General features: G+C 69.3%; 19 protein-coding genes. 9 read left to right on the forward strand and 10 right to left on the reverse strand.

The window, feature by feature from the left end; all coding sequences use genetic code 11:
* Positions 1–87: 87 nt before the first annotated feature.
* Genes AB0C30_RS15075 through AB0C30_RS15085 form a run of 3 tightly spaced genes read left to right on the forward strand, consistent with a single transcriptional unit; the run spans position 88 to position 3,909 of the window.
* A complete protein-coding gene (locus AB0C30_RS15075) occupies positions 88–1,590 on the forward strand; it encodes a DUF4135 domain-containing protein (protein WP_357943558.1) in 1,503 nt (500 codons plus the stop codon).
* Positions 1,577–2,704, forward strand: a complete 1,128-nt coding sequence (locus AB0C30_RS15080; protein ID WP_357943560.1) for a hypothetical protein — start codon at positions 1,577–1,579, stop codon at positions 2,702–2,704. The genes AB0C30_RS15075 and AB0C30_RS15080 overlap by 14 nt, the downstream gene beginning before the upstream one ends.
* Positions 2,701–3,909 (forward strand): MFS transporter, encoded by a 1,209-nt coding sequence (locus AB0C30_RS15085; RefSeq protein WP_357943562.1) that lies wholly within the window; start codon positions 2,701–2,703, stop codon positions 3,907–3,909. Before AB0C30_RS15080 ends, AB0C30_RS15085 begins: the two co-directional genes overlap by 4 nt.
* 60 nt (positions 3,910–3,969) lie before the next feature.
* Here the strand turns inward: AB0C30_RS15085 and AB0C30_RS15090 are convergent, their stop codons facing one another.
* Positions 3,970–4,512: an XRE family transcriptional regulator gene (locus tag AB0C30_RS15090; protein WP_357943563.1), complete on the reverse strand. Its 543-nt coding sequence runs from the start codon at positions 4,510–4,512 to the stop codon at positions 3,970–3,972.
* 89 nt (positions 4,513–4,601) lie between these two features.
* Here AB0C30_RS15090 and AB0C30_RS15095 point away from each other — a divergent pair, with 89 nt between their 5' ends.
* Positions 4,602–5,822: a benzoate/H(+) symporter BenE family transporter gene (locus AB0C30_RS15095; RefSeq protein ID WP_357943565.1), complete on the forward strand. Its 1,221-nt coding sequence runs from the start codon at positions 4,602–4,604 to the stop codon at positions 5,820–5,822.
* A 38-nt stretch (positions 5,823–5,860) separates the two neighbouring features.
* On the opposite strand, the gene AB0C30_RS15100 is transcribed toward AB0C30_RS15095, so the two are convergent.
* From AB0C30_RS15100 to AB0C30_RS15130, 7 genes are all read right to left on the reverse strand, one after another.
* Positions 5,861–7,429, reverse strand: coding sequence for an SMI1/KNR4 family protein (locus AB0C30_RS15100; RefSeq protein WP_357943567.1), 1,569 nt, complete (start codon positions 7,427–7,429; stop codon positions 5,861–5,863).
* 177 nt (positions 7,430–7,606) lie between these two features.
* Positions 7,607–7,906, reverse strand: coding sequence for a GlsB/YeaQ/YmgE family stress response membrane protein (locus AB0C30_RS15105; RefSeq protein WP_357943569.1), 300 nt, complete (start codon positions 7,904–7,906; stop codon positions 7,607–7,609).
* Positions 7,907–8,140: 234 nt separating this feature from the next.
* Complete coding sequence (locus tag AB0C30_RS15110) at positions 8,141–9,115, reverse strand: LysR substrate-binding domain-containing protein (RefSeq protein ID WP_357943571.1); 975 nt, start codon at positions 9,113–9,115, stop codon at positions 8,141–8,143.
* A gap of 98 nt (positions 9,116–9,213) precedes the next feature.
* Positions 9,214–9,411 (reverse strand): hypothetical protein, encoded by a 198-nt coding sequence (locus AB0C30_RS15115; protein ID WP_357943573.1) that lies wholly within the window; start codon positions 9,409–9,411, stop codon positions 9,214–9,216.
* A gap of 110 nt (positions 9,412–9,521) precedes the next feature.
* A complete protein-coding gene (locus AB0C30_RS15120; RefSeq protein WP_225301276.1) occupies positions 9,522–9,695 on the reverse strand; it encodes a CsbD family protein in 174 nt (57 codons plus the stop codon).
* A gap of 218 nt (positions 9,696–9,913) precedes the next feature.
* Positions 9,914–10,882: an acyl-CoA desaturase gene (locus tag AB0C30_RS15125; protein WP_357943575.1), complete on the reverse strand. Its 969-nt coding sequence runs from the start codon at positions 10,880–10,882 to the stop codon at positions 9,914–9,916.
* An 85-nt stretch (positions 10,883–10,967) separates the two neighbouring features.
* Positions 10,968–11,279, reverse strand: a complete 312-nt coding sequence (locus tag AB0C30_RS15130; RefSeq protein WP_357943577.1) for a UBP-type zinc finger domain-containing protein — start codon at positions 11,277–11,279, stop codon at positions 10,968–10,970.
* Between the two features lie 385 nt (positions 11,280–11,664).
* Between AB0C30_RS15130 and AB0C30_RS15135 the strand changes: the two genes are divergently transcribed.
* Both AB0C30_RS15135 and AB0C30_RS15140 read left to right on the forward strand, forming a co-directional pair.
* Positions 11,665–11,958, forward strand: a complete 294-nt coding sequence (locus AB0C30_RS15135) for a hypothetical protein (protein ID WP_357943579.1) — start codon at positions 11,665–11,667, stop codon at positions 11,956–11,958.
* Between the two features lie 466 nt (positions 11,959–12,424).
* Positions 12,425–12,682 (forward strand): lipopolysaccharide assembly protein LapA domain-containing protein, encoded by a 258-nt coding sequence (locus tag AB0C30_RS15140; protein ID WP_225301272.1) that lies wholly within the window; start codon positions 12,425–12,427, stop codon positions 12,680–12,682.
* 72 nt (positions 12,683–12,754) lie between these two features.
* On the opposite strand, the gene AB0C30_RS15145 is transcribed toward AB0C30_RS15140, so the two are convergent.
* Complete coding sequence (locus tag AB0C30_RS15145) at positions 12,755–13,012, reverse strand: hypothetical protein (protein ID WP_357943581.1); 258 nt, start codon at positions 13,010–13,012, stop codon at positions 12,755–12,757.
* 224 nt (positions 13,013–13,236) lie between these two features.
* Here AB0C30_RS15145 and AB0C30_RS15150 point away from each other — a divergent pair, with 224 nt between their 5' ends.
* The 3 genes from AB0C30_RS15150 (at position 13,237) to AB0C30_RS15160 (ending at position 14,564) form a co-directional block, all read left to right on the forward strand.
* Complete coding sequence (locus tag AB0C30_RS15150) at positions 13,237–13,602, forward strand: STAS domain-containing protein (protein ID WP_357943583.1); 366 nt, start codon at positions 13,237–13,239, stop codon at positions 13,600–13,602.
* Complete coding sequence (locus tag AB0C30_RS15155; protein WP_357943585.1) at positions 13,599–13,820, forward strand: hypothetical protein; 222 nt, start codon at positions 13,599–13,601, stop codon at positions 13,818–13,820. The genes AB0C30_RS15150 and AB0C30_RS15155 overlap by 4 nt, the downstream gene beginning before the upstream one ends.
* Before the next feature lie 75 nt (positions 13,821–13,895).
* Positions 13,896–14,564, forward strand: coding sequence for a protein kinase (locus tag AB0C30_RS15160; protein ID WP_357943587.1), 669 nt, complete (start codon positions 13,896–13,898; stop codon positions 14,562–14,564).
* A gap of 114 nt (positions 14,565–14,678) precedes the next feature.
* Here the strand turns inward: AB0C30_RS15160 and AB0C30_RS15165 are convergent, their stop codons facing one another.
* On the reverse strand, positions 14,679–15,098 hold the full coding sequence (locus AB0C30_RS15165) for a DoxX family protein (protein WP_357943589.1): 420 nt from the start codon (positions 15,096–15,098) through the stop codon (positions 14,679–14,681).
* Between the last annotated feature and the right edge of the window lie 350 nt (positions 15,099–15,448).

The raw sequence follows: 15,448 nt of genomic DNA on the forward strand, positions 1-15,448 counted from the left end.
AAGCGGCTCCGTAAGGCCCTGGCGACGTCGCCTGCCCTGCCCGGACCTGTCGATGTCACACGCTGCGTCGCAGCCGTCAGCTCCTCGTTGCGCCTGCAGCTCGATCAGGCGGTCCTGCCCGTCGTGGTCGAGGAGCTGGGGTGGGCCGCCGTCCGCGGCGGCCTGCGCGGCGGCACGCCGCAGGAACGGTACCGGTCCTTCTGGGAGGACGGACAACTGTCAGCCGAGCGGCTCGCCCGCGATTACCCCGTGGTCTCGGCCGCACTCGACGTCATCGCCGACTCCACCGCCAGCAGTGTCGCGCTCGCCGTGCGCCGTCTGGCGGCCGACCTGCCGGCGCTACGGGCCGCCATGCCGGCGTTGACAGGCCCCGCGGTGGGCATCGCCCTGGTGGGCGGGGACCGGCACGCGGGCGGCGGGCAGGTCCTGCGCTTTGAGCTGCGCGATGGCGGGCGCGTCTATTACAAACCCGTCCCGCAGGGCTCGTCGGCGCTGTTCCACGACTTTCTGGGCCTGCTCGGCGTACCGAAGGAGATGCGGCCGTCGCGTCCCCGGATGGTCGAGGGGTCTGCACACGGGTGGATGCAGGAGGTCGCGTTCGCCCCTTGCGCGACGGCCGCCGAAGTGCGCCGCTACTGGACCAGATGCGGAGTGCTCCTGGCCGCCTGCTGCCTGCTGAACTTCACCGACGGGCACTTCGAGAACCTCATCGCGGCCGGGGAGCATCCCGTCCTCGTCGACACCGAGACCATGCTGCAGAACTACTCCTGGCGCAATCCCACCGGCACGCTGGAGTCCGTCGTGGACACCGGCCTCGTACAGCCTTCGGATCCGCGGACGCCTGGCCGCGGCAGCTTCTCGGCGTACCAGGTGATGGGCTCCGACCGGCTCTCCACGCTGACTCCGTTCGCCGTAAATCGGGGCAGCGACGCGATGGAGGTCGGTTTCCGGCGGATCACCCACTCCCCGCCGCTCAACCTGCCCGTCCTCGACGGGCGCTTCCAGACCGCCGACTGCTACTTGCGGGAACTCGTGAAGGGCTTCGACACGGTGTTCGCCCTCTGCCGGGCCCGTCGCGCGCATGTGCTGGCCGCCACGGAGTTCTGGGATCGGGTGGCCGCGCACCAGGGACGGCAGATCATCCGCGAGACCGCCTACTACGCACGGCTGCTGCGGCTCATCCAGCAGCCGGCGGCCGCCCGTTCCTGGCCGGCCGCCGACGCCGAACTGAGCCGCCATCTGCGCGTCGGAACCGTCAGCAGATACGACCGCCTGGTGCCCGGCGAGATGGCCGCCCTGCGGGACCAGGACATCCCCTACTTCACCCACCTGGCCTCCGCCACCCACCTGAAGGGCGGCCCGGCCACGCACACCCGGTTCTTCCGCACCTCAGCACTGGCTCAGGTCCGCCGGAACATCGCCGACAGGGGGCCGGCGTTCGTCGCGGCCCAGGTCGCGTTCCTGCACGACCACCTGAGCACCCCGCCGCCGGATCCCTCGCTGACCCTCACCGATCAGTACCTTCTTCGCGCTCAGAGCGCCGCGCATCCAGGAAGCCACCACCATGAACCTGCCGATGATCTCCCTTGAAGCTCCGCCGGCGCCGGACGCGGCCTTCGCCCTGTCCGGCTGGACGTGCTCGTCCCTGACTCCGCAGGTCGTCTGGAACGCAGGGCTGCGTGTCATCCAAGCGCAGCTCGACGGCAGGGTGACCAGGCGCGCATGGGTCCTCGTCGACGGCGAACCCGACCCGGCGCCGGAGCTGATGCCCCGCACGGACGGCAGCGAGGACTTCCGCCGGTGGTTCTCCCGCGTCCGCGCCTCGCGCTCGCCGGACACCCCGATCCTGCTCTACGTACGGGACATCGTCTCCTGCGACCGGTCCTTCTACGAGATCGTCCTGTCGGCGGTTCGCGGCCTGCCCGGCGCGGACCTCCTGCCCCGCCATGGCTCTGACGTCGAGTTCTTCTGCGGCGACTACCAGCGCACTCCGGGCGGCATCCACCGGGAGTACTGCTCCAACCGGCATCTCGTCCTGGCCGGCGCCAAGTCCATGCACTTCTGGACGGGGCAGGCGTGGATCCCCGAGGACGCCGGGCGGATGGTCAACGACGGCCCCTTCCAGGGCACCGAGGAGGAATACCTCAGCTCGCTGGGCGGCCAGGAGGAGGATGTACGAGCCTCCCTCACCGCGGCGGCGGGACAGGCGTTCCTGTGGGACAACGGGGTCTGGCACGTCGGCGAGACCCACGGCCTGGCCTTCGCCGTCAACATCTCGAGCTTCATGTCCTCCTACGACGCCGCCGAGCGCGCTTTCCCACTGGAGGTCTCCCCGGCGGGTGAGGTGTCGCCCGCGTGGCTGGCCGCCTTCTCGGCGTACCTGGGCAGGCGGACGGACCGGGACACCGCACTCGCCGTCGCCTCCGCGCACGGAATCACCGGCGCCGAACCCGTACGGTCCGCCGCCACGCCCTCCTCCAGGGTGCGCTCGGCCACGCACGCGCGTATCTTGTGGTGCCGCGACGGCCACGAGGTGATCGTCGCAACCCATGGCAAGGCCATCCGCTTTCCCGCCACGGTCGGTGAGTGGCTGCGGGAGGCGGCGTCCCTGCCCGCCGGAGCGGCCTGCGACGTGCCGGACGAGGAGGAGATCGGGCGGCTGGCCGCGTGGCTGGTCGGCAATTCCGCCTTCTGCCCGGCATGAGCGCAGGCCCGCACAAGGGTTTTGCGCTGTTGTTCACATCGCAGACGATCTCGGCCATGAGCGACTTCATGGGGCCTGCGGCTCTGACGCTGGCCATCGTAGGCCACGATGGCCAGTCCACCGCTCTCGGCCTCGTGCTCGGCTGCGGGCTGCTGGCCAAGATCCTGGTCCTGCCCGGCGGCGGCGTCCTGGCCGATCGCCTCGATCCCAAGCGGGTCGCCGTCGCCGCCGACCTCCTGCGCGTGGGGACGCAGGCCGGCATCGGCGCCACGCTGCTGAGCGGATCGCCCCAATTCCCGCTGATCGCTGTCCTGCAGTTCATCGCGGGCGGGGCGGCAGGCTGTGCGCTGCCCGCCGGCTGGCCTCTGATGGTCCAGCTGGTGCCGAAGGAGCGGCGGCAGCGGGCCAACGCCCTGCTGGGCACCGCCAGAAGCGTGGCTCTGCTGTCAGGCCCCGGCCTGGCGGGAATCCTGACGCTGACGCTCGGTCCGTCGGCGGTGTTCGCCCTCGACGCCGTGGGATTCGCCGTCAGTGCGGTTCTGCTCGCCATGGTGCGAGCCAGGCCGGCACGGGTGCCCAGCAGGATGGGCCGGCCGGAGTTGAGGGAGGGATGGACGGAGGCACGGGAGGGATGGGCGGAAGTGCGGGCGCGCCGGTGGTACTGGACCACCCTGGTAGCCCACGCGGCCTGGAACTTCGCCTCGGGCGTGCTGCTCACTGTCGGCCCTGTCGTCGTCGCCGGCTCGCTGGGCGGTCAGGGCGTCTGGATCGTCCTGGTTCAGGCGGGAGGCGCTGGTCTGCTGCTCGGGTCGCTGCTGGCCGGACGGGTGAGCGTACGCAGGCCGATCCTGATGGGCAACCTCGGGCTGGCCTGTTACGCCGTACCGCTCATCCTGCTGGCCGCGCGGGCGTCGGCGCCGTTGGTGATCGTCGCCTACGCGTCGGCGCTAACCCTGCTCGGCCTGATGGACCCGATCTGGGACAACGCGGTGCAGGCCCTGGTGCCGGCACGCGCCCTTGCCCGTATCACCGCCTACGAGCTCGTGCTGTCCCTGTCGGCGCAGCCCGTGGGGCTGATGCTGGGGCCTGCCGTGGCCGCGGCCGCCGGCACGGCGCTGCCGCTGTTCGCCGCGTCGGTGGTGGTGAGCGTGACATGTGTGGTGGCGGCCCTGATCCCGGAGAACCGGCGCGTGGTGCTGCCCTGACCCGGCGACGGGGCGGATGCCGCTTCGCGAGTCCCCCTTCATACGGGGTGATTCGATGGCTCAGGTCTGTCGGGGGGAGCGGATCAGCAGGGTGGCCAGCACCTCGTCTGGGCCGACGGCGCAGTAGATGTGTGGGACATCGGCCTGCCAGGAGATGTGCTCACCCGGGGCGGCCAGCAGGGGGACGTCGGCCGGGCCGGCGCGCAGCACGCCCGCGTAGACCGTTACGTGTTCGGTCACGCCGGGGGCGTGGGGTGGCGAGTGCTGTACGACGCCGGGGCGGACGCGCATGCGCAGCAACTCGAACGTCGCGCTCGGCTCCTCGAAGACCTCCAGCAGCGTGGCCGTTACGGCGGCGCCGGGTACGTGGACGGCCTCCGCGGGCGGTGCGCCGGGCTCCAGAACCAGGGCCGTCAGCGGTACGCCCAAGGCTCCCGCCACCGCGTAGAGCGTCTCCAGCGTCGGGTTGCGGGTGCCCAGTTCCAGACCGGACAGGGTGGCCTTGCCGATGCCGGCGCTGCGGGCCAGTGCCGACAGGGAGATGCCGCGGGCCTCCCGCAATCGCCGCAACCGGCTCCCGATTTCCGTGTCACGGCCGTCCACCCGGCAATCCTTGCATTCCTCTGCCGGACTTGTCCCGCTCGGGCCACGTGGCTATGGTTCGTTCCGTAAACGGAACGATGGAGCGGGGGATGGGCGTGCGGGTGCAGGCCGTCATGGCGGGACTGGTCAGTGCGGTGGTGGGCTACGCCAGTTCGTTCACCGTCGTGCTCGCCGGACTGCGTGCCGTCGGGGCGACGCCGGGGCAGGCCGCGTCCGGGCTGCTCGCTCTATGCTGCGGCATCGGGGCGGTGGCGGTCGTCCTCGGGCTGCGGTACCGCATGCCGATCAGCATCGCCTGGTCCACCCCCGGCGCGGCGCTGCTGGTGGCGACCGGTCCCGTGCCCGGCGGCTTCCCGGCCGCGGTCGGCGCGTTCATCGTCTGCGCCGGGCTCATCGTCCTCGCCGGCCTGTCGCCCTGGCTGGCCCGGGCGATCGCCGCCATCCCGCGTCCGATCGCCGGTGCCATGCTGGCGGGCGTCATCCTCAGCCTGTGCACCGCGCCAGTCCGCGCCATCGTCGACATCCCGCTGCTGGCCGTGCCCGTCGTCCTGGCCTGGGCGGTGTTACTGCGGTACCTGCGGCAGTGGGCCGTTCCGGGCGCGCTCGTCGTTGCGGTCATCGCCATCGCGGTGCACGGGCCCGGCAACGGCCTGTCCGGCGCGTCCCTGCGGCCCGTGGTCGAGCTGACTGCCCCGACGCTGAACCTGTCCGTAGTGGTGAGCATCGCCATCCCGCTGTTTCTCGTCACCATGGCCGCGCAGAACGTCCCCGGTATGGCGGTCATGGCGACATACGGGTACGAGCCGCCCCTGCGCCCGGTCCTCGTCGCGACCGGCCTGGCGAGCGCGGCGGCGGCGCCGTTCGGCGGTCACGCCATCAACCTGGCCGCGATCACCGCGGCGCTGACCGCCGGCCCGGACACCCACCCTGACCCCGGCCGCCGGTGGATCGCAACGGTGGCCCTCGGCGCCGGGCAGCTGACGCTCGGCCTCGGCGCCGGCCTGGCCATGGCCCTGGTGCTGCTGTCCCCACCCGTGCTGGTCATCGCGGTGGCCGGCCTCGCGTTGCTGCCGGCGCTCGGCTCGTCGCTGGCCGGCGCGGTGACCGAGCCGGAGGGACGGGAGGCCGCGGTGGTCACTTTCGTGGTCACCGCATCGGGGATGACGATCCTGGGCATCGGCGCGGCGTTCTGGGGTTTGGTCGCGGGCGGCCTGACCGCACTTCTGCTGCACAGGCGACCACCGTCGCCATCCACCGCGGAACGTCCCGTGGGCCGGGTGGTTGGTATGTCGGCCGATCAGCCGTCGTAGGGGAACGCTTTCGACGTGTGGTGATCCGTCCTCGCCCCTCAGAACCACATCATGGGCCCGTCAGCTGACGGATCCAGTCCGGTGAGCGATTCGGCCAGCCTGCCGGTCAGGTCGGCGATCACCAGCTCGGTCAGGGTGCCGGGGAAGGTGTGCCGGTCGAATTCGACGTCCCAGACCATCGTCCACCGGTCGGGGTCTGGATCGCTGGTGTCCCACCAGACGGTGTCGCGGCCTTCGGTGTTCGCGCACCACAGCAGCCCTGCTGGCGCGGGATGCACGGGCATCGCCTCGTCTTCCTCCCAGCTGAGATATTCGACTTGCTCTTCGTGCTGCTGCTGGAGGTCCTCCGGCTGCCCGATCGTGATGCCGTTAATGCCGATCGTCCCGTACGCCTCGAACAACCGCTTGTAGTCGCTCGGCAGCCGCAACCCGAGCGACCGCTCGATCGCCGGCCAGTCGTAGGTGTGGCCGCCGGTCCGCGGGTCCCCGATGATCGTCGCCAACTGCGCCAGCGCGTCTCGCGGTCCTTCCTCTACGGACGTGGCGGGGTCGACGCCCGGCGGGAACAGTACGCGCGGACGCGGCACCGCCGACAGCGACAGCACGGGCAGGTCCAGCCGCCCGTCCAGCCACCGGTCGAGAAACCCCGAGACGCCGTACGGTAGCCGCTGCCATCCCAGGCCGTCGGCGTCCAGCAGCACCACCGGCCACTCGTCCGGCTCGCCGCTGACCGGAAGCCACCAGCACGTCTCACCTCCGTCGAACACTCCCCACAATCGCAACCCGGCCGGCTCGGGCGCGATCGGTGACGGGACCACCCGCTTGCCCGCGGCCCGCCGCGAGCGCAACCGCTCGCTCACCACGGCCTCCTCCGCATCCACGTCGAAGCCCTCCGGCGCCCCGGGACCGAGCAGCCGCAGCACGCCGGCCAGCCTCCCCACGCCGTACTCGCCGACAAGCGCGGCATAGTCCTCGGGCACGCCCGTGGCCGCCTGGACCCTCGCCGCCGGCCCAGCGACCTCGAGAGCGAGCGGCACCCCCGGGAAGGAGGCACTCTCCGGCACGTCCTCAAGCACGAGCGGGGCGAATTTCCAGGCGTACGGAGGCGACACCGCGGGCAGGGCCTCTCCCAGATCCAGACTGCCGCTCACTCGCGCGGCGAGCACCTCCGTCATGGGTGCGTCCACCAGCCGCCACGTCTCATTCGGCCAATGCTGGGTGAAGACCCTGGTCGGCCAGTCGTTCGGATCGGTGGAGACCGAGGTGTCCCAGAAGTAGTACTCGCTTCCGCGCGACTCACCCCACACCAGGAGCCCGCCCGGTTCGGGATGAAAGGCGTACGGGTGCGACGGCGGGTCGGCGGCACGGATGGCGCGTTGCAGCCCTTGCCGCTGGTCGAGTTGCCGGTAAGAGCCGCCGCGGTCGGAGTGATGGGGCACCACGACCCAGATCCACTCCCCGACCAGCACGGGCCCGTACCTGTCCGCGAACTGTTTGTAGTCGTCGGGAAGCCGGAGACCGAGCCACTGTTCAACGCCGGGCCAGTCGACGGGAAAGGCGGCAGGGGGCGGCGGGCCGATGACGGCGGCCAGGGCGGCAAGATCCATGCCTGGATTGTGCTGCATTGCACCTGGCCGCTGTTTCGCTGAGATCGCCTTACCAGGCCCTGCGGGCTCGTGGCCCGGCCACCCCCGTGGACATCCTCGGCCTGCGCGCTTGGGCGGTCACCCCCGCTGCGGCAGGCGTGTGAGCACGGGGAATGGGTGATGGGCGTGCTGGGCGGGTCATCGGCGGCCGGCCCAGCGGCCCGAACGACGGCCAGTGCGGCGCCGGTCAGTGATCAGGTTGTAGACGAGCAGCAGGACTGCCGCGCCGACGATGGCGCAGACCCAGGTGGACAGGTTGAAGAAGCCCTGGATGCCCGAGACGTGGAACACCTTGGTGGCCACGAAACCGCCGAGCAGCGCGCCGGCGACGCCGAGTACGAGGGTGATGATCAAGCCTTGCTGGTCTTTGCCGGGGACCAGCATTCTGGCCAGCAATCCGGCGACCAGTCCGAGGATGATCCAAGCGATGATGCCCATGACCGAACTCCCTGTGGTGGTGCGTCGATGTCTGCGCGGGATCGGTCTTCCGGACCGGTCGAAGCAGGTGGCCGGTCACCGCATGATTGGCGGCACCGATCGTCGAACTTGTTCACTTCCAGCCAACACCCTGCGTAAGGGACAGAAACCGGCGATCTGTGAAGGATTCATCTCCAGGACCGATCACCAGGGAGAAAAGGATGGTGCGGCGCGACCAGCGTTGAGCCCGGCGCGTCACAACAGATCATCGCTGCGGCGGCTGGTGGCTGCCGGAGCACCTTCGCCGGACGCCGGCTCGGCGGCCAGGGCGACGGGCTCCAGCCAGTCGAGCCGTTCGGCCAGCCCCCGGGCGATGTCGATGACGGTGGCGATATACGGAGAAGGGTTGGCGTCGTGCCACAGCAGGGACCAGGGGTAGTGCGTCGCGGGGTCGGCCAGAGGCCGCCAGGTGGTGCCCGGCCGGTTGGAGGAGCGGAACGAGGAAGGGACACAGTGCACGCAGCGATGCTGGAGTACGAGGTCGGCGGCGGCCCGGGAGCTTTCGACGGTGCCCTCGTAAAGGGTGGGCGTCAACCCGGCCGAGCGGCACAGCGCGAGGACGAACTGATTGAGCTCCGGCGTCTGCGATTCCTCGCCGAGCAGTAGCAGCTCGTCGGCGAGGGCGGCGACGGGCACGCCGTCGAGGTCGGCGAAGCGGTGGTCGTCGGGTACCAGCACGCCGAGCGGATCGAGCCTGATGAGCTTGGAGGTCACCTCGGCCGGGGTCTGGGAGCCGTGTCCGATGGCGATGTCCAGGCGGCCGTCGGCCAGTTGCCGGTACTGCTCTGGGGTGCCTGCCTCGACCTGGTGGATCGTGATGCCGGGATGGTTGCGCTGGAGCTCGCGCAGGATCTGCGGCATGGTGTCGTAGCCGGCGTCGATGATGCCGACGCGCAGCGTGGGCGCCGAGGCGGCGGCGGTGCGCGCGACCTGCGTGGCTCGGCTGACGTGATCGAGAATCTGGCGCGCTTCGACGAGGAAGGCGGCGCCAGCCGGGGTCAGGTCGACGTGGTGGGTGCTGCGGTCCAGCAGTCGCACGTCCAGCTCACGTTCGAGCCGCTGGATCTGCTGACTCAGTGCCGACTGCACGATGTGCTCGCGGGCGGCCGCGCGGCCGAAATGCAGCTCTTCGGCCAGCGTCACGAAATAGCGCAACTGCCGTAATTCCATGCCCGCCACCCTCTCTGCTCAGGCGGCGCCGATGCGGACTGTCGTCTCCCACTCTAGGTTCCTCGTGGGCGGGTGAACTTCTGGAGGTGAGCCGGGCCCTACTTGCTGGGCTGAGGTGTTTGGCAGGCGATCTGCGGCTTCATGCCGAAGTAGTTGAGGGGGCCGGCCAGGATCGTCACCGCGATAGTGGCCACCTGATTGCAGTTCTCCACCGGCCCCGTGTAGTAGTTGCGCTGGCCTGCGGCGACGGCACCGACGATCAGCCAAAGGATCAGCGCTCCTGATGCTACGCGCATCGGTTCTACCTCCATCTTCGTGCTTGCACGGGGGCGGACGGGGTCATCGCGGAGCTCGCCGGCGTCCGACCTCGACTCCGTAGCCGCCGAGCGGTTGTCGAAGCGGAGGGTCAGCGTTTGAAGGCGTCCCAGATCTTTCCGCCCGCCTGCTTCAGATTGCCTGCGACCTGATCGCTCTTGCCCGCGATCTGCTGGCGCCGGTCGCCGGTGAGGCGGCCGAAGAGTTGCCTGACCCAGCCCTTGAGGACCTGGACCTTGTTGCTGATTTCCCAACGCAGACTCATCGTGATCTTCCTTCACTGCTGTGCCGTGGTCAGGCGGCTTGGAGTCCCAGTGTCCGTCCCGGCCTGATGGGGGGAAACGAGCAATGGCGGCGCCGGTTATCACCGGAACCGATGAGCGCTGGGCGTATCCGGGATCGTGGTCGTGGCCAGAACGGTGAGGATCACGGTAAGGGAGAGCCACACGAGGATCCGCGGCAGCGGAATTGACGGGGAATCGGTCAGTCCCCGGCCGGTGAGAGCGGGCCGGTACGGCGGTGCCGGAGGCGTTCGGGGTCGGGCCAGTGCACGTCGCTTGCCCAGCCCAGCCGCTCGAACAGGCGGATCACCCCGCTGGACAGGTCGATCTGGCCCCGGTCGAGACCGTGACGGGCGCAGGTCGGCTCGCTGTGATGGCCGTTGTGCCAGCTCTCGCCGAACGACAGCAGGGCCAGCGGCCACAGGTTCGTCGCCCGGTCGTGGTTGCGGGTCTTGAACGGCCGGCTGCCGATGAGGTGGCACAGCGAGTTGACGCTCCAGGTGACGTGCTGCAGCAACGCGATGCGGATCAGCCCGGCCCACAGGAAGGCGGTCAGGCCGCCGTACAGGGTGCCGGTGATCGCCCAACCCGCCAGGAACGGCAGTGCCAGCGACACCACGCACAGCGCGGGGAAGGCGCGGGCCACCCGGGTCATGGCAGGATCGGCCAGCAGGTCCGGGGCGTAACGCTCGGCCGGAGTCTGATCGTCGGCGAACAGCCAGCCCAGATGGGCGTGGGCAAGCCCCCGAAGCTGCCCGCGCAGGCCGGTCCCGTACCGGTAGGGCGAATGGGGATCGCCCGGTCGGTCGGTGAAGGCGTGATGGCGGCGGTGCACCGCCACCCAGTCGATCACGTTGCCCTGGAAGCCCATCGACCCGGCGACCGCCAGCGTCACGCGCAGCCATGGCCGGGCGGCGAACGAGCCATGGGTGAGCAGCCGGTGGAAGCCGACCGTCACCCCGAGCCCGGTCACCACGTAGAAGCCCGCGGCCAGAATCAGGTCGGTGAGCGCGACCCCCTGCCCCCACGCCAGGTAGATCACCGCGCCGAGCGCGGCGAACGGCGCGATCACGATCGACGCGGTCAGCGCCGTCTGCGCCCGCCCGGCCGGCACGTGCTCTCCGGCCCCGGGGAACGGCGAGGTGCCGTCGTAGTCCTGCCGACGTTTCACCGGTCGTTCAGAAACCGCTCGTTCGGAAACCGGTCGTTCGGCAACCGGTCGTTCGGAAACAGTCATGAAGTAGCTTTCTCCTCATCTATACCGTCCGCCGGTGCACGTAGCACCAGCGCCAGGTCGACCTGGGCCCCAGAGTGGCGGCCACCGGATGGTCGGTCTCCCGGTAGTGGGCCTTGGCGTGACCGCCCTGCGAATCGTCGGAACAGGCCACCCAGCCGCAGGTCAGGCACACCAGCAGGCGTGTCCAGGTCTGGCCGAGGGCCAGGCATTCCTTGCATTCGGGCGGTCCATACCGCACGGTGGGAAGCTGGTCGATGTGATCGCAGCGGGGCGCCTGACCGTTCAGGCCTGCACGGTCGGTCGCGTCCATGCCCTGTGCGTCCAGGGTCATCGCGACCCCCTCACGGTGACAGCGACGCAAGGTGCGCCAGCTGGTCACTTACCAGTCAAGGTGCTCAGCCGTCCGGCGGAAACACGCAATCCCAGCTCGCCTCATCAGCTGCGGCGATAGCCACCTGCGAGCACGTCGGCCGCGCCATGTCCGCCCTGCCAGGGGCGGAGAGATCTTTCCAGAGGCCACCGGATCGGCTTGACCTGCCGGATCGCGACTTCGAGGCCCGCCGGACAGCGAAATCGGCCGGAGAATTCAGCGGCGCGAAACCTCCTGCCATCTTATGCCGAGAGTGGAATTCGCTCAGTTGTGCGAAATTTCCCTTGCTATTTATTGCAAATGGGTATTGAATGAGGAATGCAAGCCAAAGAAAAGGGAGGCTCTTATGAGCTTCGTACAGATTCTAGAATTCGATACCAAGCGTGCCGGCGAAGTCGAGTCGCTCATGAACGAGTGGCGGACGCAGGCCAAGGGCAAGCACTATGTAAAGCGCGAGGTCGTGGCGAAGCGCCGCGATCGACCCGATCACTACGTGGCCATCGTGGAGTTCTCCTCCTACGAGGAGGCCCAGAACAACAGCAAGCTGCCGGAAACCGACCGGTTCAACGCGCACATGGCCAAACTGTGCGAGGGCCCGATCGAGTTCTCCAACTACGATGTGATTCGCGACAAGAGCTGATCATCAACTGAACATCGCGGAAAGCTCAGCCTGTGCTGTGGCGTGCGAGAATATTCTCGCGTCATGGCGCGGGCATTTTTTATGCCGGCCTTCAAATATCGAGCGGGCGGCAAAGGAGCTGCCGGCGTCCCGGGCACCCGGGATTCACATCCCGCATGACCGAAGGCCCGGAACGGGGCCTGGCGGCGTTGACCGCCTGGCCGGCCGCTCTGGTGAGCGCCCGCTTGGCGTGCCGGGTGAGTGACGTAGATTCGAGGTATCCGGAAACGACGACATCCCGCCGCATTAGAGGTGCCTGCCAGGCCGGCTCACCGAAAGGGTTGTCATGGACATCCTGCACCGCTTCCGCACCAGATCCGGGCCATCTGCTGAGACGGCTGAAGCCGATGTGCCTCAAGGCGAGAGCTTACCGGCGCCGGACGAGCGCCCCGCGGGCCCGGGCTCAAGCGCCGAGAACTCCAGGCCGGTGCCCGTCACCCGTACCAGCGTGGCCTGGGCGGGTGTGTGGGTCGCCACGCTCGTGTCCGTCGCCTTCATCGTGTTCATGCTGCAGAACACCACCGCCACGCAGGTGTCCTTCCTCGGCCTGCACGGCACGCTGCCGCTCGCGGTCGCGATGCTGATCGCCATGCTCAGCGGGATCCTGCTCACTCTTGTGCTCGGCACCGCTCGCATCACCCAACTCCGGCGTCTGGCCAGCCGGCGACGCCGTCAGAACCGCTGACCGGCGAACACTTTCCCCGCCCCGGCGACCACGCCTCCTGATCACACGTCTTGGCGGGACACTGCCCGAGCGCTACGGGTTCCTCCTGGCGAGCGCCTGCTCGGCCGCGGCGCTCAGCAATCGGGCGGCGGCGGCCACCTCGGCGAGCCGACCAGGCGTCATCGTCTCCAGACAGGCGGCCAGCCGCTGCCGGTCACCACGACAGGCCATGCGCGTCGCGTGCTGAAAGGCGAGGGCGCGCGAAGCGGTATCGATCGCCATCAAGACGTCGGTCAGAGCCTGGTCCACGCCGTCGTTCTGATCCGGCGGCAGCGGAGGTTTAGCAGTCAACGCCATTCACCATGCCGTCCTTGAGCTCCGACCGCGATCCGCCCCGATGATCACGGCTGATGATAAGCCTTGTGCGGATTGCCGCTTTCCACCTGGTCGAGCCCGCCAGATGATCAGACCATCGCACCAGACGGCTCCGCTCACGCCGCCCCTCCGCAACGTGTTCATGACCGCCTCACACCCGCGGCCACCTTATCCCGCACTCCCCGCCCGTAGGAGCCAGCATGAACACCGCGGACACACTCGGCGCACGCACCCCTGACACGCTCGCCGATCGGCTCTTGCGCATCACGCCGCTGGTCGATCCCGTGGGCCTGCGGATCGAAGGTGAGCTCGACCACGCCACCCTACCGGCCCTGACCGGGGCACTGGCCGCGTTGGCGGGCGGCGGCGGCTTCTGCGTCGACCTGGGCGGCCTGGTGTTCTGCGACGTCGGCGGACTGCGCGCCCTGGTCGCCGCCGCCGCCGGTATGCGCGACGGCCATGCTCTGACGTTGCGCTCGCCCTCCCCGCAGCTGCGACGCCTGTTCCAGCTCACCGGCTGGCACCAGACGGCCGGTCTTCGCCTACAGGATCGGAGCACCTCATGACGGCCCTCCATCCCCGCATCGGGACAGGTCTGTGGCTCGTCCCCGCCACCGCCACCGTCGTCCGCCTGTGCGACGAGTTGGACATCGTCCTCGGCCTGGCCGCCCCCCGCCCGCACCTGGCCAGAGTGCTGCGCCTCACCGGCCTGGACCACAGCTTCCCGATGTACGGCACCCCGGGCCGAGGCAGGGCCGGGTTCAGCCGCGCGGCAGCACGCTGAGACGTCGTCGCCACATGTCTGTTCTCGCCGCCGCTGCCACCAGGACGACCGCCGGGCCACGCCCTTGCCTTCCCGTTGAGGCGACGGCCGAGCGCCGCCGCGATCTCCCAGGCGGTCTACCTCATCTCGCCCCTCTACCAGCCAGGCAGCCTCAACCTCCACCTCCACGGCAGGCCAGGCGCCGACGTCTCCCTGGGGTGGAGCCTGCGGATCCTGGGCCAGGTGCTGGCCGGGTTGCAGGCCGCCGCCCTGAGCGACATCATCCACCTCGACATCAAGCCGCAGAACATCGTCCTGGACGGCCCCGCCACCATCAAGATCATCGACTGGGGAGTGTCACAACTGCACCAGGCCGGCAAAAGCGTGTCGACGGCCCTGCCCGGCGGCACCAAATGGTTCGCCAGCCCCGAGCAACTCGGCGTCACCGACGCCGCCCCCAGCAGTCTGTCCGATCTGTACGGCGTCGGTGCCCTGGCCTACTGGCTGCTGACCGGCCTGGCCCCGCTGCGACGCGAAACCGACGCCGGCACCGATCCGCTGCAGGTGCACCACCTGATGCGGGCCGGAACCCGGCCCGAACCCGTTGACCGCTACAACCCGCTCGTACCCGAGTGCCTGAGCCGGCTCATCGACCAGTGGCTCAGCTACACGCCCGCAGACCGCATCCCCCCAACGATGGCGGCCTCCGCCGCGCTCAGTTGGGCATGCACGGCCCTGAGTCGGCAGACGTGCGACCTCTCCTGATCAGCGGAGGTGAAAGCCGATACAGTGCTGGCGAGCAGTCCGGTCATCAAGACGCGAAGGTTCTTGTTGGTAGTTTTGGGAGCCATCCGGGGCTGCTCAGGGATCGGCGGGCGGTCATCTGCCGCTGTCGTACTCCAGAGTTCGCGAAGGCAGCAGCGTGGCCAGTGCCCAGCGTCCGGGCCCGAAGACGGCGATGATCAGGAACGACCAGCAGAAGAGGGCGGCCTGTTCGCCGCCGTTCTGGATCGGGAACAGCGCCTGGGGCTGGTGGACCACGAAGTAGGCGTACGCCATGGTGCCGGAGCAGACGATGGCGGCGATACGGGTGCCCAGCCCGAGCAGGACGAAGATCCCGCCGGCCAGTTCGATGACCGCGGCCCACCACCCGGGCCACTGCCCGAAGCCGGGTGCCGGGCCATGCGGCCCGCCCAGCACGTTGAAGAGGGTCGCGGCGCCGTGGCAGGCGAACAGCAGACCCACCACGAACCGGTACAGGGCCAGGACCAGCCCCTGATTCTTGGCCAGAAGCTCCATGGCGCATCCCTTCAGAAAGAGATCGAGAAGCGGGTTCATGGCATGTCGGCAGCCGGCCCGGCGGAGGGGCGGCCGCGATGCCGTGTCACGACATGGCCCGCTAGAAGGACATTGGGAGCGCTCCCAACGAGTTTCTGGAAGCCAGCCTGAGCTGTCAATCTCGGTCACCGGAAAAAGGCGCCCCCAACGGTCGGCAAACGCCTCATGTGGTCGGATACCCGCACTGACTCGGCCGGTCAGTGAAATTTTCACCCCTGTATGACTGGGTTGGGACCAGGGCGACCTGTTCCGCCGCGCCTGGCGGGCCCAGATGATGGCCGCTCGCAGCCGAAGCCGGGCATGTGACTTCT

This window comes from Nonomuraea sp. NPDC048901 (assembly GCF_040649695.1).
Lineage (GTDB): Bacteria > Actinomycetota > Actinomycetes > Streptosporangiales > Streptosporangiaceae > Nonomuraea.

Excerpts from the sequence above, each read along its gene's own strand:
- AB0C30_RS15150 (WP_357943583.1), top strand. The coding sequence starts at position 13,237 with ATGAACACCGCGGACACACTCGGCGCACGCACCCCTGACACGCTCGCC.
- AB0C30_RS15130 (WP_357943577.1), bottom strand. The coding sequence starts at position 11,279 with ATGACCCTGGACGCACAGGGCATGGACGCGACCGACCGTGCAGGCCTG.
- AB0C30_RS15100 (WP_357943567.1), bottom strand. The coding sequence starts at position 7,429 with ATGGATCTTGCCGCCCTGGCCGCCGTCATCGGCCCGCCGCCCCCTGCC.
- AB0C30_RS15095 (WP_357943565.1), top strand. The coding sequence starts at position 4,602 with ATGGGCGTGCGGGTGCAGGCCGTCATGGCGGGACTGGTCAGTGCGGTG.
- AB0C30_RS15085 (WP_357943562.1), top strand. The coding sequence starts at position 2,701 with ATGAGCGCAGGCCCGCACAAGGGTTTTGCGCTGTTGTTCACATCGCAG.
- AB0C30_RS15135 (WP_357943579.1), top strand. The coding sequence starts at position 11,665 with ATGAGCTTCGTACAGATTCTAGAATTCGATACCAAGCGTGCCGGCGAA.
- AB0C30_RS15115 (WP_357943573.1), bottom strand. The coding sequence starts at position 9,411 with ATGCGCGTAGCATCAGGAGCGCTGATCCTTTGGCTGATCGTCGGTGCC.
- AB0C30_RS15165 (WP_357943589.1), bottom strand. The coding sequence starts at position 15,098 with ATGGAGCTTCTGGCCAAGAATCAGGGGCTGGTCCTGGCCCTGTACCGG.
- AB0C30_RS15110 (WP_357943571.1), bottom strand. The coding sequence starts at position 9,115 with ATGGAATTACGGCAGTTGCGCTATTTCGTGACGCTGGCCGAAGAGCTG.
- AB0C30_RS15155 (WP_357943585.1), top strand. The coding sequence starts at position 13,599 with ATGACGGCCCTCCATCCCCGCATCGGGACAGGTCTGTGGCTCGTCCCC.
- AB0C30_RS15120 (WP_225301276.1), bottom strand. The coding sequence starts at position 9,695 with ATGAGTCTGCGTTGGGAAATCAGCAACAAGGTCCAGGTCCTCAAGGGC.
- AB0C30_RS15105 (WP_357943569.1), bottom strand. The coding sequence starts at position 7,906 with ATGGGCATCATCGCTTGGATCATCCTCGGACTGGTCGCCGGATTGCTG.
- AB0C30_RS15080 (WP_357943560.1), top strand. The coding sequence starts at position 1,577 with ATGATCTCCCTTGAAGCTCCGCCGGCGCCGGACGCGGCCTTCGCCCTG.